The organism is Aquimarina sp. AU119, from assembly GCF_900312735.1.
GTDB classification, from domain to species: Bacteria; Bacteroidota; Bacteroidia; order Flavobacteriales; family Flavobacteriaceae; genus Aquimarina; species Aquimarina algiphila.
Genome location: NZ_OMPF01000039.1, coordinates 27450 through 50104, shown reverse-complemented (window position 1 = coordinate 50104; position 22655 = coordinate 27450). Strand labels below are relative to the sequence as shown.

Genomic DNA, 22655 nt, shown 5'->3' with positions numbered 1-22655 from the left:
ATAAGAATTACTTTTACATCAATACTATAACGCCTAATTTACAGCAGGACAATAACAAGCATAACGTTTCTTTCTACATGAAAAATCAATTCCTAAAGTGATTTGATGAAATCCTCCGTTATTAAATACTACTGGGTTTGATTGATATGAATAGGTATAAGCAAATACATATTTTCCATAATTTACGCCAATAAATGGAGTAATATAATTTAGAGTTTGAGTTTTTAACTCGGTACCATCTGCAAAATCTATTTTGTCCAGACTGGTTCTGTATGATAATCCTCCCCAAATTTTTCCAACGCTTACATTGCGATAAAATTTAAGATTTAAATCGATATTAGATTGCTTAACACCATCTCTGTATGAGTATAATATGGATGGTTCAAACGACCAGTTTTTATTACCTCTTTCAAAAACATACCCGACAGATATTAATAGATTTCTAAGATTAGGTGTAGCTTGAAAATCAGAATTAACTCCGGAGTTTTCTAATACATTTTTCATGGTCACATGTGTATAGAAATTGTATAGATTATATGATAATCCAAAATCGATATTAAACTCTGCAGAACTTAAAGACCCTGCGGATATTAAGGGGTCTCCGTTTGAAATAAAACTACTTTGATCAAGTCTATATTGAATAACTCCAGCGCTTAATCCAAACGATAACATGTTTAGGTCCAATTCACTCCTCGAAAACATTAAATGATGCGAATAGGTAAGAAAACCTCCTGTTTGTGAAAAAAAACCATTTTCATCGTTGTATACGGTAGCACCAATTGCAGACTGATCTGTTAGTCTTCCATTAAAAGCAGCCGTAAAAAGCCCTGGGGTATCCTTTTCTCCTACCCAATTTCTTCTACCGGTTAATCGTATTTGTGAACATTGTGAAGCACCAGCCATTGATGGATGTATAAGATAATAGTTATCGGTAAGATAATCTGAGTATATTGGTAATCCTTCCTGAGCGATGCCAATTTTTGTACATAACATCAATATTCCGAGAAGGGAAATGCTAATGAGTTTCATATGATTTGTATTGATATAAAAAATGAGATCACGGCTATCGCTTTAAAGTAAAATGACTACGATAAGTTTCTGAACCATCTTTAAACTGAGCGGCAAACCAATAATCTGTTGAAGGTAAAGTTCGCCCATTATAAATACCATCCCATCCAGGTCCATTGGGATTAAGTTGACTTAAAAGCTTACCATATCTATCGAATATATAAATTATCATTTCTGGTAAATTTTCGTCAGCAATTACATTCCAGGTATCATTAATGCCATCATTATTAGGAGTGAAAAAGTTAGGGAAACCCATGACGAAAATTTCTTTAGATAGGTTTCCACAACCATAAATATCTCTAACCGTGACTTCATGTAATCCCAAGGCAACATTCCTAAAAATATTTTCAGTTTGAAAAGATCCATTATCCAGACTAAATTCATATTCACTATTACCAGCTACTGTGGCAATAATATCATTATGATCTGCAAAAGTTCCTAACGATAAAGAAAGATCTAACCTTTGCGGACCTTCTATAGCATTTATGGTGACGCTTGAAGTATCTGAGCACATTGAAACCTTATCAGTATATTGTACTGTATAAGTACCTGGTAACAAGGTTTCAATACCAGAAGAATTTTGTCCGGGAATTACTGTACCCTCAAAACTCCATATAAATGTAAAATCTGTAGTACTTAAAAAAGTATCAATAAAGGGAAAATCATTAGTAGGTAAAGGCACTCCATCTTCAGAAACACATATCGCACTGTCACTAGATAATGTTACCTCAGGAGCAGTTACAATATCAAAAAATACAGGTATTCGATCACTTGGGCATTTTTCGTTGTTATCAAAAGCTTCTACAGAATAGGTATAGGTCCCGATAGCAGTTTCTATTGGAGTATACGTAGTAGTATTTGCAACTAAAAGAGTGCCGTCTTGAGTATACCAATTTGCTGTTTGATCTGTCAAAACTGTTACAGACAATACAGGATTAGTATCACCAGCACAAATTCGTTGATGAATAGGGTTAGTGGGTTCTGTAATATCAGGACAAGTGCAATCAGGAGCAATGATATTTAAAGTATCTTCACAAGTAGTATTAGTTGGGTTTGTGGCAGTAATTATGATATCGGTGTCACTAGCAATACCTGTAATCATAGAATTTGTAACATCTATGATACCGGCATTAGGTGGATCAATGGTTATAGACCATGTTTCGTTAGAAGTAAATGATACACTATAACTATTGCGATCATCAGAGCAAGTAGTTTTATCAAAAGAAATACTTGGTGTTGTTTCAATCACCACGGTGATTTTAGCAATATCTGGTATTGTACATTTTCCAGTAGAAACAGTATAGGTATAATCTCCAGATAGGGTAGTTGTTGCTGACGGGTCTATTATTCCTTGATCGGTTGTTCCGAAAGGATTTCCATTTGGATCTGTCCATGATCCACCGATGTTTGGCGAACCACCTAAACTATCAAATAAATTCATAGTTGTATCAGTAGAACAAAAAGAAACCTTATTATCTTCACCTGCATTAGCTGCAGGATTAATAGTTACGGTTATCGTTGCTGTATTATTACACGCTATTGTTCCTGTGGTATAAGTATATGTTCCGGCAGCATCGCTAGCCGGGTTAAACTCTCCTTTATCATTAGTTCCAAAAGTTGCTCCCCCAGGCCCTGTCCATGTTCCTCCTGTTGTTGGAGCCCCCCGAAGGCTATCAAACAAATTAATAGCAGAAGCATTGGCACAGATTTCTAACGATGCGTTAGTTCCTGGGTTTGGAGCAATTTCTATGGTTACTGTAACTATAGCTGTGTCCTGAATAGGACAAGTTGTTGCAGAAACGGTATAAATATAATCACCCGATAATGTAGTTGTAAGTGATGGATCCAACACTCCTTGATCGGTAGTGCCAAATGGATTTCCATTAGGGTCAATCCATGATCCTCCTATGTCTGGAGTACCTCCAAGACTATCAAATAAATTGATGCTACTTTGTGTAGAACAGAATGATACTTTATTATCTAGTCCTGCGTTAGCTCCAGGGTTTATAGTAACCTCTACGTTAGCACTACTACTACAACCTGTTGTTCCTACAGTATATACATAAGTACCTTGTAGTGTGCCAGTAGCAGAGGGGTTAAGTACTCCTTGATCAGTGGTTCCAAAAGGATTTCCGTTTGGATCACTCCATGACCCTCCTGTATCGGGAGTACCTCCTAGGCTATCAAACAAATTAATAGGTGTTGTGACCAATACGCATGTATTCAATGTTCCATTGGTCCCTGGATCTGATGTACTTACAATAGATACCTTAACTTCTCCTTTCCTGGAGGGACACGATCCAATTGTTGGAAGTGTATATGTATATGTTCCTGCTACATTGGTAGTTGCATTAAATGTTCCTGATTCACCTCCTGTTAAAACACTAGGTCCTGACCAAGTTCCACCCGGAATTGCAGCATCCGCCAGACTATCAAATAGGTTAATAGTTGGTATTCCGCTTGCACATCCGCCAGCGGTTTTCTTTTCATCTACTTTTTTAAATTCTTCTCTAAAATCAGCATCTCCCCCAATGTTATGATTGTTTGGTAAGTCGGTAGGTAATTCACCATTATCTGTGGGGTTTGTAATAGCTGTGAGTGCATCTAATATTACAACGTCAAAGGCATTATCCATACCATCATTGTCAGTATCTGTTCCAATAGCGGTGATGTCAGAAATACCATCTAGGTTAAGATCATATGCTTCTACAGTATCATTTAAGCAATCATCATCAGAATTTAGGTCTAAATAATCGGGTAAAGTATCTGTATCCGTATTTACAGGAGTAATTGAACCAACACCTTCATATGCATCATCAACTCCATTTTTATTCAGATCATTTCCACTTGGGGCTATATAAGTTAATGTAGCTTGTCCTTCAATATTATCCTGTATACCATCATTATCAGCATCGATATCTAAATAATCAGGGAGTCCATCTCCATCACTACTTATTGGAGTTAACCCTCCAGATGCTGCTATAGGAACACCATTTACATCAACTCCAATATCAGCGATTCCATCTCCATCTGTATCGCGAATTCCATCGACAATTCCATCACCGTTGGTGTCTAAATCAGAACGACCAGCTTCGATAATATCAAAAATACCGTCATTATCACTATCAAGATCTAGAAAGTTTGGGACTTCATCTCTGTCAGAATCACATTCTAAAGGAGCAAAACGAATATTGTCAATTCCGATATCATTTCCATTACTCCCTTGCAACTGTTGATTTCGTATACGTAATGTTAATAAGGTATTTGTAGGAACCGTAATATCGTCTAATAGTGTTCTCCAAATATCATCATTGGCAACTCCCAGAGCTGCAGAAGTAGTAGAAAGTATAGTATTTCCTGTTGTTTGATCTATGATTTCCAGGTCTAATGCTGGAACATCTGCGCACCCTCTATCACATAGTCCAACCATGTCAATTCTAAAATTGTATTGTATTCCGGCAGAAATAGGAATGTCTTTTAGCTCATATAATACTTTATTTCCGAAGTTTGAAGCAATATTGACCGCTAAAAATCGACCATTAACATCTCCGTTTCCATCAGAATGTGGTACTGGATTTGTATCTGTCGTTATAAACCATACATCAAAATTGGCAGAATTAAACATGTATAAAGAATTTGCTACATTATAGAATCCATCATCCGGCCAATTAGGATTATGTTGGTGTCCTTGTATATTAGGATCTGTAGTAGGAGTATTGCCTGTTCCAAAATCTATATCTACGACAGGACTCGATTCAGTTAAAGTAGCAGAAGTACAAGCAGAGTTTTCTACGGAATCTAGGATTCCGTCATTATCATCATCTAAATCATCTTTGTTGTTAACTCCATCATTATCAAAATCATCATTAAAACACTCTTTTACCACTACACGAGATTCGCTATCAGAACAGGGAGCTGTTGCCGATATCATATATCGATATATCCCTGGAGTATCAGTACCAATGGTAAAAGTACCTCTATCTCCATTGGCCAATGGAGGATCCCAAGTTCCTCCTCTGTCAGGGTTTCCTTGAAGTAATGTAAACAAATCAATATCTCCTGTTTTATTACATAAAAGGAGGTTACCTTCTGTACCTGGGTTTGCAGGCTGTTGTACTATAATGTCAATGGTCTGTGATAGGTTTCCTCCTGTTCCGCCAAAAGCTTCAACTCTTATGGTGCTATTTGTGAGAAGTCTATCTGCACCAGTAAAAAGATGAAATGTTCCGGCATTGCCATTTACACTTTTAATAAATTGACCAGTAGTTACATTTGTCCAATTATATCCACTGGCTCCATTTGGAGGAGTTATATTTACATCAACCTGAATAATATCTCCTCTACAAATGGTATTTGAAGGCGCATTTGAGGTTAATGTCATTGTTTGTGCGAATAAGCCCTTTGATATAGTCAAAAGAATGACTACAATCAAATATGTCTTTGTGTTCACGGTGAGTTGGGTTTGTGTTAGGTTTTATTCTTTCTATAATTTTGAATGGATTTGATTAGTTAAATCTTTTTGATTGCCATTCTATTATAAAAACAACTCAACAAATGAATATCCTTTTAAAAACATTATTTTTCTTTTTAGTTTAAAACAGATAGATAAGTCTTACCATAATTAAAATTTTGAAAAAATAAAGTTTTGTTTCTAAGTGTTTTTTGGATAAAAAAGGAGAGGAATCCAGGGCTTTGTATGGAGAATTTTAAAACAATAAACCTTGTATTAAATAAAGTCTACTATAGTCAATAGACCTTATCTTAACCAAAGGCTTAAAATGAGATATAAAGTGATTTGATATAATAGATCAATATCAATTATAGAAGGGTGTTTCCTATATGTGAAATCTCATAATCATATTAGATTACGTCTAAAACTTTTTCTAACATCAATAATAGTTTCTTTAACTTCTTTTGCCGTAATACCTTTAATAATAGCTATTTCTTCAAAATTTAATCTACCAAAGACAAAAAGATCAATTATTTTAGAGGCTTCCATTGGTAACCAACTATAGAACTTACCAAGTAGTTTTTGTTTTCTGAAATCTGATGAGGGCTCTGAATTTATAACCTTAAGAATAGCAGAATCTTTATCATTATAAATAAAGTTTTGTTTATCTTCTGTATTTTGATGATAACAAATATCATCTAATTCTTCTTTCATGACCAATTCATTATCGGCTTCTGCGGTAAAGTTTTCTTCTAGTTTTTCTAATTCTTCTTTTAAGAAATGACTTGTGCTAATATTTCTTTGATGCCAGCCTTCTCGTATGTGTAATTCGTCGATAAGCTCGTCTGCTATTTTAAAAAGTTTTAGTTCTAGAGATAATGTATTTATCTCAAAGTCAATTTCATCATGATGTAGTTTTACAATAGCGTCGTCAATAATACCATTGGAACAATACATATTTTGTGGGAGGATACCGACGCTTTCGGCAATATATAATCTATGTTTTACATAGGGATGTAAGTGAGGAACAATTGATAATAACTTCTTGCTGAATTCTCTTTGATCATCAGCCTCATTAAATTTTGATAATTCATGCGTCCTATTCATTGGTAAATGATTTAAGAGTTGTTTCCTAAAAATAACGAAAACAAATCAATTTAGGTGTTAAAAACTTGATAATCAATGATTAAATCTGTTTTTAAGAAGAATTGCAATAGCAATTCAAAATCGTATATTTGAAAAACTAAAAAGTTAATCGAGAATCCGTTGTTACAAGCGTTCAAAGATCATATTACAACCAAGCTCTCATTTCTTTCAGGAAGCAAATTATTAATTGCCTGTAGCGGGGGGTTAGATAGCGTTGTGCTTATCGCCCTTTGTAGATTAATAAACCTCGAATTTGATATTGCGCATTGCAATTTTAATTTGAGAGGTAAAGAGAGCGATGAAGATGAGAAGTTTGTAAAGGCATTGGCAGATTATATTCATGCTACTTTTTTAATAACCAGCTTTGATACATCGAGTTATGCCAATAAACAAAATATATCGATTCAGATGGCGGCGAGGGAGTTGAGGTATGATTGGTTTAAAGAACTCGCATTAGAACATCAGTTTGATTATATTCTTACAGCCCATCATGCAGATGATAATCTCGAAACTTTTTTGATTAATCTATCTAGAGGAACAGGAATAGAAGGATTAACAGGTATACCTGAAGTTAATGATATTTTTGTTCGCCCACTTTTACCATTTTCAAGAGATCAAATTTTAGAATTTGCGAAGAAAAACAAATTAGAGTGGAGAGAAGATAGTAGTAATAGCAGTACAAAGTATTTAAGAAATGCTATTAGACATAAAGTGGTGCCCGAATTAAAGTTAGTGAATCCTCAGTTTTTGCAAAATTTCATGACAACTTTAGAACATCTTAAGCAAAGTAATGAATTTATAAAGAGTCAGGTGTTTCGGTTAAAAAATGAGCTATTTGAAATTCGTGAAACAGATTGTATCAAAATACCGATACATAGATTACGAGAATTTGGAAATCCAAGAACATGTCTTTACTTTTTGTTAAAACCATATGGGTTTAAGGCTTGGGATGACATTGAGCAAATGATAGTGGCGCAATCAGGAAAGCAAGTGTTTTCCGAGACGCATAGATTAGTAAAAGATCGTGCTTATTTACTGTTAAGCCCCATAATCGAAGATATTTCGGATCGCACTTATAAAATCTCTGAAGCAGAGAGTATGCTAATGATTCCTTCTGGGACACTAAAATTTAAGATTGTAGAAGAAATCTCTGAAGTAGACCTTAAAACTATTTATGTAGATAAAGAAAAGTTAAAGTACCCTTTATCTGTAAGGAAATGGAAAGAAGGCGACTATTTTTATCCACTTGGAATGAAAGGTAAAAAGAAACTTAGTAAATATTTTAAAGACGAAAAATTATCTTTACTTGCCAAGGAAAGAGTATGGTTACTGTGCTCTGGAAAAGAAATTGTCTGGATTATAAATTATAGAGCAGATAATAGATTTAAAATAATGCCCCAAACTAAACAACTACTAAAAATTACAATAACCTGATGCGTTACTTCCTAATTTTACTGACCACATTATTATTTTCAACGACACTTTTTTCTCAGACGCTTGACCCCATTAAATGGAAAGCAAGCGTAGAAAAAGAGACAGATGACTCTTATACATTATATTTTGAGGCTACCCTGGATGAAGGTTGGCATTTATACTCACAAAATGAGGCAGATTCGGATGAAATAGCACCTACACCAACAGAATTTGGATATAATAATACTCCAGAGACATATGAACTTATTGGCGAGACTATAGAGCCAAAAGGAATAGAGAAATACGATAATATATTCGAGATGGATGTTAAGTATTTTGAAGATAAGGTTACATTTTCTCAAAAGATAAAGCGTATTGATAAAAACTTAAAGTCTATTAAGGCAGAAGTATTCTTTTCTGTATGTGATGATGAAAAATGTTTGGCTCCCGAGACTATAGAATTTGATATCAGTCTTTCTGGTGAAGCAACAGAGAATAAAGGAGATTTGTCGGCAATTACTGCAGAAGATCAAAATAAATCAGATGCATTATATATCGATATTAAAGGTAAAGATGTTTTTCCTTCAGAAGAGGTAGAAAAGAAAAGTTACTTCAATATATTTATTTTAGGTTTTTTAGGTGGATTAATAGCACTGTTGACACCTTGTGTATTTCCTATGATACCACTTACCGTATCGTTTTTTACAAAGGGAGCAAAAGATCGTAAGAAAGGGTTATTTAATGCAGTACTTTATGGATTCTTTATCTTTTTTATCTATGTACTTTTAAGTCTTCCATTTCATCTTTTGGATTCTGTAGATCCAGAAATATTGAATAATATTTCGACAAATGTTACACTTAACGTTATCTTTTTTGTCATTTTTATTATTTTTTCAATATCCTTTTTTGGGTATTTTGAAATCACATTACCCGCATCCTGGAGTACAAAGCTGGATAGTAAAGCTACAAGTATAGGAGGAGTGGTGGGGATCTTTTTTATGGCATTAACATTAGCATTGGTATCATTTTCATGTACTGGTCCAATTTTGGGATCTTTGTTAGGAGGTTCTCTTAGTAGTGATGGTGGAGCAATGCAATTAAGTTTTGGAATGGGTGGTTTTGGATTGGCATTGGCATTGCCATTTGCATTATTTGCATTATTTCCAAACTGGTTAAATTCGTTACCAAAGAGTGGAGGTTGGTTAAATGCTGTAAAAGTCGTTCTTGGATTTATAGAACTTGCACTGGCATTTAAATTTTTATCTAATGCCGATCTTGTAGAACATTGGGGAGTTTTAAAACGTGAAGTATTTATCGCAATTTGGATATTAGTAGGAATAGGAATGGTATTATATCTTTTTGGAAAAATACGTTTTCCTCATGATAGCCCAATACAAAAACTAAGTGTAGGAAGGAAAACACTGGGAATACTGACTCTTATATTTGTACTATATTTAATACCGGGATTAACCAATACGGCATACGCTAACTTAAAACTACTTAGTGGTTTTCCACCACCGTTATTTTATAGTATTTATGAAAAGGAAGCACATGGTCCTTTAGGCCTAAATGCCTATACAGATTTTGAAGAAGGAGTTAAGGCAGCAAAGGCTCAGAATAAACCAATTATAGTTGATTTTACGGGCTGGGCCTGTGTAAATTGCCGTAAGATGGAAGAACAGGTATGGAGTTATCCTGAGGTTATAGATATTCTCAAAAATAAATACGTATTAATCTCCTTATATGTAGATGATCGTAAAGAATTACCTGAAGAATCTCAATTCAAATTTTTAAAACCAGATGGAAGAGTTAAAAATATTCGAACAATAGGGGATAAATGGGCAACTTTTCAAACCTTAAATTTTCAAAATAATTCTCAACCTTATTATGTGTTACTAGATACAAGTATGAATCTTCTAAACCATACTACTGCGTATACTCCTGATGCAATTGAATATCTAAAGTGGCTCCAAACTGGTTTAAAGAATAATAATAAAAAATAGTCACTTATAACTGTATAGATTTTTGTTATAATAAAATTGTAAGGATGAGATATATTATCGACTTCTTGTATGTATTAAAACTAATAATCTATGTCGGTCGAACAAATAGAACTTTCTCAATGTTTTCCTTTTATCGAAAAAGAACTTGAAGACGAAATAATTTCTTCTGGTGCATTTAAAAAAATCCCTAAAGGCGAATATGTTGTAAAACAAGGAAGCTACATGAATTTTTTACCGATCATTTTGGATGGTTTAATTAAAATGTATGCAGAAGAAGATGAAGTAGAGTTTCTGTTGTACTACATACATCCAAATGAGTGTTGTATTCTTAGTTTTAATCATTTATTTAACCAGGAAGCGGTTCGGTTTTCTGCTAAAACAGAAAAAGATACTAAAGTTCTTTGTTTACCAATAGAAAAAGTAAAAGAATGGTTTGTAAAATACCCATCTTTTATTAGAATTATATTAAAAGATTTTCAACGCAATTACGAAGATTTACTAAATACAACTAAGCAAGTTGTCTGTTATAAAATTGAAGATAGGTTGGTAAATTATTTGAATGAAAAGGCAAAACTTCAAAATTGTAATATGATTCAGATGTCTCATCAACAAATAGCATCTGATTTAGGAACTTCGAGAGAAGTGGTATCGAGGATAACAAAAAAACTACAATCGACAAATTTATTGATTCAACATAAAAGACATATAGAACTTTTAGCCAGCAATTAGATGTAAAAAAATAACAGATATTATATAAAAAAACAGAACAAAAAACCATGCTTTTTAAGTATTGGTTTTTTGTTCTGTTTTTTTATTTTAAATAATTGATATTCAGGTATTTGAGCGCTTATTTTTTAATCTTTTTTTAACGTTTTTCAGTAACTTTTGTCACCAAATTTAGTGGTTTTGTGCTTTTACATTTGTACCAAATAAATGAATAAAAAAATAAAATCATGAAAAAGAAATTAACGTATTTAATTATGGCTATGGTCGTTTTCGCTTCGTGTAGCGATGATGATGATGTAGTAACACCAGATGGTGGATCAACAGAAATTGATGTGGTACTAAACGAAGTAAAGTACCAAGGAACAGACTGGGTCGAAATCTTTAACAAAGGAACTGAAGAGGCTGATATTAGCGACTATTGGTTATGCCTTGGACCAGGAACTTATGTGCAATTAAGTGATGTAACTCCATTAAGTGGAACTACTACAATTCCAGCAGGAGGATATTTGGTAGTACCTTATGAACTAAATGATACTAGCGGAGGTCTGGGATTATATTCAACCGATCAATTCGCAAGTGCTGATGCTATTGTAGATTTTGTTCAATATGGAGAAGCAGGAAGTGCAAGAGAAAATGTAGCCGTTGCAGCAGGAATATGGACCGAGGGAGAATTTGTCCCAACAGTGAGGAACGAGGATAATAGTATTGTGTTTGATGGAGATGGTAATGGTGCTGCTAATTGGGCAGAAACGACTACGGTTACTCTTGGAGAAGAAAATGTATTTACGATGCCTAACAATGATGTGCGTTCTATTGTGATCAATGAAGTTAACTATGGAGAAGGTAAACAAATAGAATTGTGGAATAACGGTACCGTTGCCGTAGATTTGGCACCATATTGGTTGTGTCTTGGACCTGGAAGATATGTGCAAATCGAGAATGCTTCTGTAATTAGTGGTACAACACAATTAGCTGCTGGAGAATTTTTGGTTGTAAACTGGGATCAATTAGGCGATAGTGAAGGTTTAGGGTTATATTCTTCGGATAGCTTTGCAAGCGCTGACGCTATTATTGATTTTGTACAATGGGGAGCTGCAGGAAGCGCAAGAGAAAATGTAGCAGTAACAGCAGGAATATGGACTGAAGGAGAATTTGTTCAATCCGTAAGATTGCCTAGTTATAGTATTGCATATGATGGAGAAGGAAACGCTGCTTCTGATTGGTCTGAAGCAATTAATCCAACATTCGGAATGGGAAATGCAACTCCTATTAATAGTACTACGTTTTCTATAACAATTAAGAATACAATTAACTATCTTAATGTACATACCTTTACTACTCCTGTTGGAGCAGGAAGTCCAGGTCCATTAGCGACTAATAATGCACAGTATCAGATATCTTTTAAAGCTGTTCCTGGGACCAAATTTACACCAGTAACTATGATGGGGAATAGTAATGACTGGTTTCTTGCACCAACAGACCTTGCAGGAATTGATTTATTCCCTGGAGGTACAGCACTTAATGGTGTTGATATTGCAGATCAACTTTCTTTATATGACCTAGGAACAGAGGCAGATGGTGATCCGGCTACTTTTCCTACAGCAGGAGAAAATGTAGGACCAGCAGATTCAAATACATCAGTACGTTTGGTACCAGGAAGAGGTACAGGAGATATATATATGACGGCGATATTAAATTATGCAGCAAGCGGAGGAAATGAAGCTGGAACGTTTACATTAACTATTACTGCAATTAATGCTCCAGATGCTGGCATGCCGGCAAGTCAGAATAATGGATTTGTAATTACTCCGGGAATTGTAGTATTGCATGCTCAGTCAGAGCCATTATTTACTTTGGGAGAAGTAGATAGAGGAGTAGGTCTCGAAGGTATCGCAGAAGATGGTATGCCAGGAGCATTGTACGATTGGTTCACAGAAACAGGATCTCAAGGAACACCTTTACGTTTATCTTCTTCATTAACGCCTTTCTCTCCAGCCTTAATATATGCTTTTAATACAGAAAAAGATCCATGGTTTACACAAGGAGATGCGGCCAAAGGAGCAAGTGGTATAGAAGAAATAGCTGAAGACGGAAATAGAATGGTTGCTTATAATTATTTAAAAGACTTCGGAATTCCTGTAGCTCTGCCAGCAGAGAATGGACCAATTGGCCCAGGTGGATCTTATACTTTTACAATTGAAGTGCCACAAGGACAAAATTATAAACTTGGATTCGGGACTATGTTTGTAAAATCTAATGACTGGTTTATAAGTAACAATAATGTTGGTTTGACATTATTTAATGAAGATGGAAGTGCGTTTTCAGGTAACAGCATAAGTTCGAATACATATTTATATGATGCAGGAACAGAAGAAGACCAGCCAGTTGGATTTGGAGATAATCAGGTAATGAATCAGGGATCTGATAATATGGGGCCAGCAGATGCAAATACTATGATTAGAAGAGTATCATCATTAGATGATGTGCAATTTGGTAAAAGAGTTATTAATAGCGTTCCAGGGGTAACTTGGTCTGGAGATCCAAGAGGAGGGTATAATATAATAGATATAAATATCCAACCACAATAAGATATACCCTTCCTTAGAACTAAACCATTTATATTGGGGGATATAAATGTTCGTAACCTAAGATGATAAACCTTTGACTTCACAGTCAAAGGTTTTCTTTTCTTTTATAACCTGTATTTAGGTGTTAAAATCTCCTTAAAACTATCTCACCGAGATTCCAATTTTTTATCTTCAGCCATAAACTAAACTTAAACCAATGCGATCAGTCAGATTTATTCTTTTAAGAAGCATATACTTTTTTTATTTTATCACTGGGTTTTCTCAGGAAACTGCCTCTTATGATGTAAAGAGTCAATATACTAAACAGGAAGTAGATATTGTTATGAGAGATGGGGTCAAGCTTCACACTACAATTTATTCTCCAAAAGATACGTCCAAAAAGTATCCTATTTTAATGCAAAGAACGCCATATAGCTCCAGGCCATATGGAGAAGATAAGTTTAGATCTAAAATAGGTCCAAACGAATTTCTTATGAAAGAAGGTAATATTATTGTTTATCAGGATGTTCGAGGACGTTGGATGAGTGAAGGAGTATATGATAATATGAGAGCGTATATTCCTAATAAAAAAGGAAAACAATTTGATGAAGCTAGCGACACTTATGATACCATAGACTGGCTGGTTAAAAACGTAGCCAATACTAATAAAAAAGTAGGGATATGGGGTATTTCTTATCCAGGGTTTTATGCAACATATTCATTACTAGATGCTCATCCGGCTCTTAAAGCAGTATCTCCACAAGCATGTATAGGGGATTTCTTTTTTGATGATTTTCATCATAATGGAGCCTATTTGCTAAGTTATTGGAGAGTCACTGCATTATTTGGTCATGAAAAGACACAACCTGTATCTGAAGCCTGGTATAAATTTGCAAAATTGCCAAGTGAGGATCAGTATCAATTTTTTTTAGATGCAGGACCTCTAAGTAATTTGGATACCTATTACAAGGAAGATAATGTATTTTGGACTCAGTTGAAAGAACATCCTAACTATGATGAGTTTTGGAAAAAGAGAGGTATTATTCAACATTTAGAAAAAATAAAACCAGCTGTTATGGTCGTTGGAGGGTTATTTGATGCAGAAGATTTATATGGCCCATTTGAGACGTATGAGAATATAGAGAAACGAAGTGATAACTATAATATCATGGTTTTTGGTCCCTGGAGTCATGGGGATTGGTCTAGAACTAAAAAACGTCAGGCGGTTAGTAATGTGTACTTTGGAGATGATCTTTCAATAAACTATCAAAAAAATGTAGAAACTAAGTTTTTTAATCATTTCCTTAAAGGGGCTGCAGATGGAAAAACAGGTTTACCAGAAATTCAAATTTTCGACACTGGGAAAAAAGAATGGAATTCTTTTGAAAAATGGCCACCTTCAAATACAGAAAAGAAAACTTTATATCTTTCAGAAAATGAAAAACTATCAAATTCGTCAAGAGGAGGTGCCATAGAATTTGTAAGCGACCCTAAAAAGCCCGTTCCATATTCTGAGGATATTAAAATGGTATTCACTCCTAGAAAATATATGGCAGATGACCAACGATTTGCTGCTCGACGCCCCGATGTATTAGTTTTTGAAACCCCGGTTCTTACAGAGGATATGACACTATCGGGAGAAATTTTAGCAAAGCTAAAAGTTGCTACTACAGGTACAGATGCCGATTGGGTGGTGAAATTGGTAGATGTTTATCCTAATGATGTAAAGGACACAGAAGAGACTCAAAAATACCTAAAAATGGGGAATTACCATATGATGGTACGTAGTGAAGTAATGAGAGGGCGGTTTAGAAACGATTTCAGCAAACCAGAACCTTTTATAGCAAATAAGAAAACTGATGTGAATATAAAATTACAGGATATACATCATACTTTCAAAAAAGGACATAAAATTCAAATTCAAGTTCAGAGTACCTGGTTTCCTTTAATAGATTTAAATCCTCAAAAATATGTTCCTAATATTTTTAAGGCAGAAGCCTCAGATTTCACTAAACAAACTCATAAGGTATATTATGATTCTGCAATAGAAATCTCAATTTTAAAGTAACTAATTAACCCTAATAATTATATTATGAATAAATTGAAAGTCAGTGTATTACTGTTTTCTTTACTTTTTGTAGTAATTGGCTGTAAACAAGAAGCAAAAGAATCAAACATGGATGTAGTTTCTTCAGAAGAAATAATTGAAGAACATTCTAAAGATCTAAATGATTGGTTCGAAACGCAATTCAAAGAAGAAGTAGCCAACTCTCCCATGACACAAACATACTTAGGAATAAAAACAGATTATGGTAAATGGGATGATATTTCATCTAAGCAGGATGCGAAAGATCTGGAACGAGCAAAGAGAAGGCTTGTGTATCTAAAAGATTCTATTGATGTATCTAAACTAAATGCTGCAACTGCGCTTAGCTATAAATTGATGAAACAAGATCTTGAGAATGAGATAGACGATTTTAAATATCGTTTTTATGACTATCCTGTAAATCAGATGCATGGAATGCAAGCAGAAATACCTGCTTTTATGATTAATATGCACAGGATAGAAAATAAAAGTGATGCAGAAGCTTACATTTCTCGACTTAATGGTATGAATGATATGTTTGCACAGGCTGTAGAAAATATGAAAATCAGAGAAAAAAATGGTATTCTTCCTCCGAAGTTTGTATTTGCAAAGGTTCTGGATGATAGTCGTAATATAATAACTGGACGACCATTTGATAAATCTAACCAAGAAAGTACATTGTTTTCTGATTTTAAAGGTAAAATTGAAAAAATTGAAATTACTCCAGAAGAAAGACAAGAATTAATTGCCAATGCAGAAAAAGCATTATTAGAAGGAGTAAAACCAGCTTTTGATAACCTGGTTAAATTATTAAGTGACCAACAGAAAAGAGCAACGACAGATGATGGAGTTTGGAAATTTCCTAAGGGAAATGCATTCTATAATAATGCCTTACAACGAACTACAACGACTAACATGACTGCAGATCAGATTCATGAACTTGGCTTAAAAGAGGTAGACCGAATTCATAATGAAATGCGGGATATCATGAAACAAGTTAAATATGAAGGGACGTTACAGGATTTCTTTACATACATGAAAGAGGATTCAAAATTCTATTTTGCTAATGACGATGCAGGAAAAGCTGCTTATCTTGAGCAAGCTGTTGGATTAATAGATACAATGAAATCAAGGATGGATGAACTTTTTATAACCAAACCTAAAGCAGATATTATAGTAAAGGCAGTCGAATCCTTTAGAGAAAAAAGTGCAGGAAAAGCCTTTTATCAAAGGGGTACTCCTGATGGATCAAGACCAGGAACATACTATGCAAATCTATATGATATGACAGCGATGCCAAAGTATCAAATGGAAGCTTTGGCATACCATGAAGGTATTCCAGGTCATCATATGCAAATTTCTATAGCTCAGGAACTACAAAATATTCCTAAGTTTAGAAAATTTGGCGGCTATACGGCTTATGTAGAAGGTTGGGGTTTATATAATGAGTTATTACCCAAAGAAATAGGAATGTATAGTGATCCATACTCAGACTTTGGTAGATTAGCAATGGAACTTTGGAGAGCATGTAGATTAGTAGTAGATACAGGAATTCATAGTAAAAAGTGGAGTAGAGAACAAGGGATTAAATATTATACAGATAACACTCCGAATGCAGAGAGCGATGCTATAAAAATGGTAGAAAGACACATTGTAATGCCTAGTCAAGCAACGGCGTACAAAATAGGAATGAATAAAATCCTTGAATTACGTGAAAATGCAAAGGAAAAACTTGGAGATAAATTTGATATACGAGAGTTTCATGATGTGGTATTAACTAATGGTGCTGTGCCACTTACCATATTAGAAGAATTAGTAGAGCAATGGATTGCAAATACAATTTCTAATGAAACTAAAGAATCGAAAAGTTCTTAGAGTTTGTCTTTATCAAGATAACAAAAGTGCTTCCTAAATCTCTTAGGAAGCACTTTTATTATTAGATGATATTATTTTGTTTATTACTTATTTATCCATAAGATTTCTAAATTGATAAAAGAAACGCTCCATAAGGCGTAGGTCTTCTGTTATGATCTCTACTACACCTCTCATCTCTTGTTTAAAAGGAATTTCTTTATTATAAGTAGTGATAAGTTTATCTGGAAGAGCCACATCAATTAAGTATAAACCGTCTTTATCAGGAAGTAGAGATATGTGATTTACTTTACCTTTCAGAGTTCCAAATTCATCATCAGGAAAATTCTCTAATCTAATGTTAGCAATTTGTCCAATTTTTATTTTTCCAGAGTTTTGAGAAGGTGCTTTGATTTTTGCTAAATATGAAGAATCTTCTGATGGAATAACAATGAAGACAAGATCTCCTACAGATACCGTCTGATTTTCTACCCAAAAATTTAAGAAAGATACGCGTCCTTCTAAATCTGATTTAAGGACATATTGTAACTCCCAGTCTTTAATACTCTTTTTTAATTGATCAAAGGACTGTAATACTTTTTTAAATAGATTAATTTCTTCTTTTCTTTTATTAATTTCTGTACCCTTAGATGTTTTGTTAGCATTGCTAATACTCTCATTGATTTGGGATATCTGAACGTCATTATTTTCATAAGTACGTTTAGCTTGAAGATAATCGAGTTCTTTACTTTCATATTCTTGAGCAGAGATAACTCCTTTTTCAAATAGGTTCTTTTGGCGCTGAAGTTCTTTTCGTTTAAACTCAAGTTCAGTTTTACCAAGTCTTTTTTGTGCTTTAAGACTTTCAAGCCTTCTATAAAGTTCAGAAAGAGATACTTGATTTGCTATTGCTTCATTAGAAAAAGGTTGAAGCTCTTTGTTTAAAATATACTCAGAATAACTATTTTCAAATAAAGCAAAACTAGTTTCAATATCTCCCAGAAATAAAACAGGTAGGTTTTCTATAGGAAAACTAAACGATTTATTATTTATTTTAATAGTATCTATAATAGATTTAAGCAAGAACACATCTTTATAGTTTGCACTACTTTCTAATATTGCAAGAGGAGTATCCTTTGGAACAATCTGGTTGTCTTCAACTAGGATCGATTCAATTTTTCCGCTCACTTTGGCATATTCCTTTTGTGGTGGTATTCTGGTGGTTATAATAGCTTCTGCAGGTATTACATCAGGGTATTTAACCAACCAGGAAAGAAATAAAAGCATAAGCACTAAGGCCAAAATTAAAAGATTACCCCACCTGATCATCCAATGTGGAACCCTTGTTAAAATCTCTTGTACTTCTTCACTACGTAATTGTATATCGTCTAATGTATCTGGCATAATATCTAGTTACGAATCAATAAATTTCTAATTAATAATTCTTAATTCATGTATTACTTTCCTAATTCGAGTTGATTTTTTACTAAATTATAGTAATTACCCTTCTTTTCGATTAAAGTTTCATGATTTCCTACTTCTACAATTTCACCTTTGTCCAGGACGACAATCTGATGTGCATTTTTAACAGTACTTAATCGGTGGGCTATTACCATAACGGTTTTATCTTTGAAAAAGATATCTAATTTTTCCATAATTACCTTTTCATTGTTCGCATCGAGGGCAGAAGTTGCTTCATCAAAAAACAAATATTTTGGATTTTTATATACCGAGCGAGCAATAAAAAGACGTTGTTTTTGACCGGTACTTAATCCCACACCTTCCATTCCTATTTTAGTATTATAAGAAAGGGGGAGAGATTCGATAAAATCTTTAATATTTGCTACATCCACAGCATGTGCTAATTTTTTCTTGTCCACATAATCTTCTCCTACAGCAATATTATTTGCAATGGTATCATTAAAAATATACCCTTCTTGCATTACCACACCAAATTGATCTCTCCATGATCTTTGGGATACATTTTTTAAATCATGGGAACCGATAAAAATTTGTCCTTCATCAGGTTCATAAAACTTTAGTAAGAGTTTCATCAAGGTGGTTTTTCCACTTCCGCTAACTCCAACAATAGCAGTAATTTTATTAGCAGGAATAGAAAGGTCCAGGTTTTCTAATACAGGTTTATCAGATCCTACATATCTAAAAAGTAGATTTTTGATTTCAAAACCAGAATTTTTTGCTATTTCTTTTATTTTCTCTTCTCCAGCTTGTTCCTCATCTTCCTTGTTATGTATTTCTCCCAGACGCTCTAATGAAATTTGTGCATCCTGAAGTTCTCTTAGGAAATTAATCAACTGAGAAATAGGAGCGTTTAACTGTCCTACAATAGCCGTTATTGCCAGCATCATACCTAATGTGATATCTCCATCAATAACTAATTTGGCAGAGAAAACGGTAATTAGAATATTTTTTAATTCATTTATAAAAGAAGATCCAACACTTTGGTATTGTTCTAATGCCAGGTTTTCTATTGATATTCTAAATAGTTTGGCTTGTACAAATTCCCAATTCCAACGTTTTCTTTTTTCAGCATTATGGAGTTTTATCTCCTGCATACCGTTAACTAATTCTATGACTTTACTTTGTTCTTCACTTATTTGAGAAAAGCGCTTATAATCAAGTTTTTTACGTTTCTTAAAGAACACGAGTATCCATGCAAAATAAAAAGTACTACCAATAGCAAAAATACCAAAAATAGGAATGCTATAATAAATCAAAACGATGCTAAACACAATAAGATTTACCATTGAAAACAACACGTTGAGTGATGACATGGTTAATATTTGTTCTATTCGCTTATGATCGTTAATCCTCTGTAAAAGATCTCCTGTCATTTTTACATCAAAGTAGGAGATAGGTAAATTCATAAGTTTGATAAAGAAATCAGATATCAGTGAAATATTTATTCGAGTACTTAGGTGAAGTAAAATCCAACTTCTTAGAACATCAATTAAAGTTCTACCTATAAAAAGAGAAAGCATTGCAATGAGAACAAGGTAAACAAAATTAAGGTCTTGATTTTTTATACCTACATCAACAATACTTTGTGTTAAAAAAGGAGTGATAAGTTGCAGCAAACTTCCGGCACCGAGCCCTAAGGCCAATTGAAAAAGGAAGGCTTTATATTTGAATATATATTTAGAGATAAATTTAAAACCAAATTTTTGATCTTCTTCATCCAGGTTGTCACTGTAAAATTTTGGTGTTGGTTCTACCAATAGCGCTACACCTTCTTCTGTGTTTTCGTCTGCATTATTACCTATCCATGCTTTTATAAATTCCTCTTTTGTATACGTTATCAATCCATGTGCCGGGTCAGAAACGTATATTGTCATTTGGCCTTTACGAGTAGTTTTGATTTTATATACAACTACATAATGAACTTTATTCCAATGAACAATACATGGTAATGGTACTTCGTCTAATTTTTTTAATGAAAGTTTTACTCCCAGAGACCTAAATCCAATTTCTTCTACAGCATCGCTTAGTCCTAAAAGAGAACTTCCTTCTCGAGTTGTTTCGCTCAATGTTCTTAATTTTTGAGTATTAAGAACTCTTCCATAATGCTTAGCGATAATTTTAATACAAGTAGGTCCGCAATCTTTAGATTCAGCTTGTTTGTAGAAAGGAAATTTTGGCATTAAGTGTTATTATTAAGTTGATTTTGTGTGATAAGATATCTTACAAAGAAAAGTAATTCTTTTTGATTATACTATCGAAATTATAATACTAAAATTATCAACCATTTTATTGACTCTTTTTTGGGTTTACTTTAACGGAATAAAAAAAGAGTGCTAAAAAGCACTCTTTAATTGTTATTGGCTAACACTATAAAATTATATGTTTTATTATTCTTTAGTAATAGACCAGATAGAATAACTACCTGGCGGGGCTTGAATAGTAGCGTTACCTTCTGCATCTGCGGTAGGCGTTGCTCTAGAGTTATCGGTGTAGTCTACTAGAGTTTTACCCGCCCAATTGGTTTTTACAACACGTTGTTTTGTCTGTTTACTAATATTCATGTAAAGAATTAGACCAGGGTTATCACCACTACCACTTCTTTTCATTATATACTCATCTTTATTAGCTTCAATGATCTCGACATCACCAACAGCCAAAGTATTGTAAATCTGTATTAATGTTTTTAACTGTCCTTTAAAAGCTTCGTAGTCGAGGTAGAAAATTGTAGGATACCCATCATGCGTAAGAATGTAAGAATATGCTAATAATTTATTTCCATAACTAATTCTATTATCAGGGTTTTCATCTTTTTCGGTATCATGATTGGCAACAAATGTAACCGCCATATTTGGATCCAGTTTTCTTAACATATTATCTGCTTCTCCCAATGGAGTAAGATCTTGTGCTCTGTCAAGTGTTTCGTCCAATCTATAGAAACATGCAAAATCAAATGCTGGTGACCCAGATGCATCAACCCAGTCCTTTAATACTTGTTGGTTTCCATCAAAATTTTCTCCAACAGAAAACCCTCCAATTTTATCATTCCATGCTTTTACCCATTTTGGAGCAAAACTTTTTACATAATCAAAACGCCATCCATCAAATCCTAAAGATTTATAAAATTCTCCTACAGAATCATCCCTGCCCCATAACCATTCTTGTACATAAGGTACTGCGTGGCTAAGATCTGTTTCAGCAAAAAACAGTGCTTCTTCATCAGAATCAACAATTGCATTAGGGTGAAAATGTTCAAAATTTCTATTGAATTTACCAGAAGCATTTCCATTTTCTTCATTAAATAGGCTAAATACCTCTGCATCTCTATATGGATTATATTGTAACCCACCACCAGAGTTATGACCCATAACAACATCTGCGATAACTTCAATATCATTTGCATGGGATTTTTGGATCAAATCCTCTAATTCTTGTCGTGATCCGAAACGAGTTTCAACATTATCTTCACCACGTTGACTAAATTCACCTACGTCAAAATAGTCCATCGGGTCGTACCCCATAGAAAATGATCCTGAAGCACCTTTACTTGGAGAAGGTAGCCAGATTCTATTTATACCAGAATCGGCCCAATCCTCAACTTTTTCGCCTACTACATTATACCAATCTCCTATAGGTTCAACATCCCAATAGAAAGCTTGCATAAAAACACCTGCGTCTTCTTTTTCAAATTGTGTAAGGTCCATTTTTAGTGATTGACTAGTAATAACAGCTTCACTATTATTTCCAGAATCATCATCTTCAGAACACCCTGTCAATCCAAGAACCAACCCTCCTAAAAGGAGGATTGCTTTGGTTGATATATTTGCTATTTTTTTCATTTCAACTTTTTAAGTTTGTTAAATTCA

At 33.9% G+C, this 22655-nt stretch carries 12 protein-coding genes; 6 read left to right on the top strand and 6 right to left on the bottom strand.

Going from position 1 to position 22655, the window contains the following annotated elements:
* Nucleotides 1–33: 33 nt before the first annotated feature.
* The 3 genes from DK442_RS27395 to DK442_RS27385 all read right to left on the bottom strand — a co-directional run bounded on the left by DK442_RS27395 (nt 34) and on the right by DK442_RS27385 (nt 6625).
* Nucleotides 34–1029 (bottom strand): type IX secretion system membrane protein PorP/SprF, encoded by a 996-nt coding sequence (locus DK442_RS27395; protein WP_109439116.1) that lies wholly within the window; start codon nt 1027–1029, stop codon nt 34–36.
* 34 nt (nt 1030–1063) lie between these two features.
* On the bottom strand, nt 1064–5518 hold the full coding sequence (locus DK442_RS27390) for a T9SS type B sorting domain-containing protein (protein ID WP_160114392.1): 4455 nt from the start codon (nt 5516–5518) through the stop codon (nt 1064–1066).
* A gap of 405 nt (nt 5519–5923) precedes the next feature.
* A complete protein-coding gene (locus DK442_RS27385; protein ID WP_109439114.1) occupies nt 5924–6625 on the bottom strand; it encodes a hypothetical protein in 702 nt (233 codons plus the stop codon).
* Between the two features lie 159 nt (nt 6626–6784).
* Between DK442_RS27385 and tilS the strand changes: the two genes are divergently transcribed.
* From tilS to DK442_RS27355, 6 genes are all read left to right on the top strand, one after another.
* Nucleotides 6785–8098, top strand: coding sequence for a tRNA lysidine(34) synthetase TilS (gene tilS / locus DK442_RS27380; RefSeq protein WP_109439113.1), 1314 nt, complete (start codon nt 6785–6787; stop codon nt 8096–8098).
* The gene (locus tag DK442_RS27375; protein WP_109439112.1) at nt 8098–10080 is read left to right on the top strand and encodes a thioredoxin family protein; all 1983 of its coding nucleotides are present in this window, start codon (nt 8098–8100) and stop codon (nt 10078–10080) included. The genes tilS and DK442_RS27375 overlap by 1 nt, the downstream gene beginning before the upstream one ends.
* A gap of 90 nt (nt 10081–10170) precedes the next feature.
* Nucleotides 10171–10809, top strand: coding sequence for a Crp/Fnr family transcriptional regulator (locus tag DK442_RS27370; protein ID WP_109439111.1), 639 nt, complete (start codon nt 10171–10173; stop codon nt 10807–10809).
* Nucleotides 10810–11033: 224 nt separating this feature from the next.
* Nucleotides 11034–13394 carry a spondin domain-containing protein gene (locus DK442_RS27365; RefSeq protein WP_109439110.1) on the top strand — a complete coding sequence of 787 codons (2361 nt, stop codon included), beginning with the start codon at nt 11034–11036 and terminating at the stop codon, nt 13392–13394.
* A gap of 196 nt (nt 13395–13590) precedes the next feature.
* On the top strand, nt 13591–15441 hold the full coding sequence (locus DK442_RS27360) for a CocE/NonD family hydrolase (protein WP_109439109.1): 1851 nt from the start codon (nt 13591–13593) through the stop codon (nt 15439–15441).
* 24 nt (nt 15442–15465) lie between these two features.
* On the top strand, nt 15466–17334 hold the full coding sequence (locus DK442_RS27355; protein ID WP_109439108.1) for a DUF885 family protein: 1869 nt from the start codon (nt 15466–15468) through the stop codon (nt 17332–17334).
* 87 nt (nt 17335–17421) lie between these two features.
* Here DK442_RS27355 and DK442_RS27350 read toward each other — a convergent pair whose 3' ends face one another.
* From DK442_RS27350 to DK442_RS27340, 3 genes are all read right to left on the bottom strand, one after another.
* Nucleotides 17422–18714, bottom strand: a complete 1293-nt coding sequence (locus tag DK442_RS27350; RefSeq protein ID WP_109439107.1) for an HlyD family secretion protein — start codon at nt 18712–18714, stop codon at nt 17422–17424.
* Between the two features lie 53 nt (nt 18715–18767).
* Nucleotides 18768–20972 (bottom strand): peptidase domain-containing ABC transporter, encoded by a 2205-nt coding sequence (locus tag DK442_RS27345; RefSeq protein ID WP_109439106.1) that lies wholly within the window; start codon nt 20970–20972, stop codon nt 18768–18770.
* A 207-nt stretch (nt 20973–21179) separates the two neighbouring features.
* Complete coding sequence (locus DK442_RS27340) at nt 21180–22628, bottom strand: alpha-amylase (RefSeq protein ID WP_109439105.1); 1449 nt, start codon at nt 22626–22628, stop codon at nt 21180–21182.
* Between the last annotated feature and the right edge of the window lie 27 nt (nt 22629–22655).

Bases quoted from the DNA above. Each gene is read 5' to 3' on its own strand.
- DK442_RS27395 (WP_109439116.1), bottom strand. From the start codon at position 1,029: ATGAAACTCATTAGCATTTCCCTTCTCGGAATATTGATGTTATGTACA.
- DK442_RS27385 (WP_109439114.1), bottom strand. From the start codon at position 6,625: ATGAATAGGACGCATGAATTATCAAAATTTAATGAGGCTGATGATCAA.
- DK442_RS27375 (WP_109439112.1), top strand. From the start codon at position 8,098: ATGCGTTACTTCCTAATTTTACTGACCACATTATTATTTTCAACGACA.
- DK442_RS27370 (WP_109439111.1), top strand. From the start codon at position 10,171: ATGTCGGTCGAACAAATAGAACTTTCTCAATGTTTTCCTTTTATCGAA.
- DK442_RS27365 (WP_109439110.1), top strand. From the start codon at position 11,034: ATGAAAAAGAAATTAACGTATTTAATTATGGCTATGGTCGTTTTCGCT.
- DK442_RS27360 (WP_109439109.1), top strand. From the start codon at position 13,591: ATGCGATCAGTCAGATTTATTCTTTTAAGAAGCATATACTTTTTTTAT.
- DK442_RS27355 (WP_109439108.1), top strand. From the start codon at position 15,466: ATGAATAAATTGAAAGTCAGTGTATTACTGTTTTCTTTACTTTTTGTA.
- DK442_RS27350 (WP_109439107.1), bottom strand. From the start codon at position 18,714: ATGCCAGATACATTAGACGATATACAATTACGTAGTGAAGAAGTACAA.
- DK442_RS27345 (WP_109439106.1), bottom strand. From the start codon at position 20,972: ATGCCAAAATTTCCTTTCTACAAACAAGCTGAATCTAAAGATTGCGGA.
- DK442_RS27340 (WP_109439105.1), bottom strand. From the start codon at position 22,628: ATGAAAAAAATAGCAAATATATCAACCAAAGCAATCCTCCTTTTAGGA.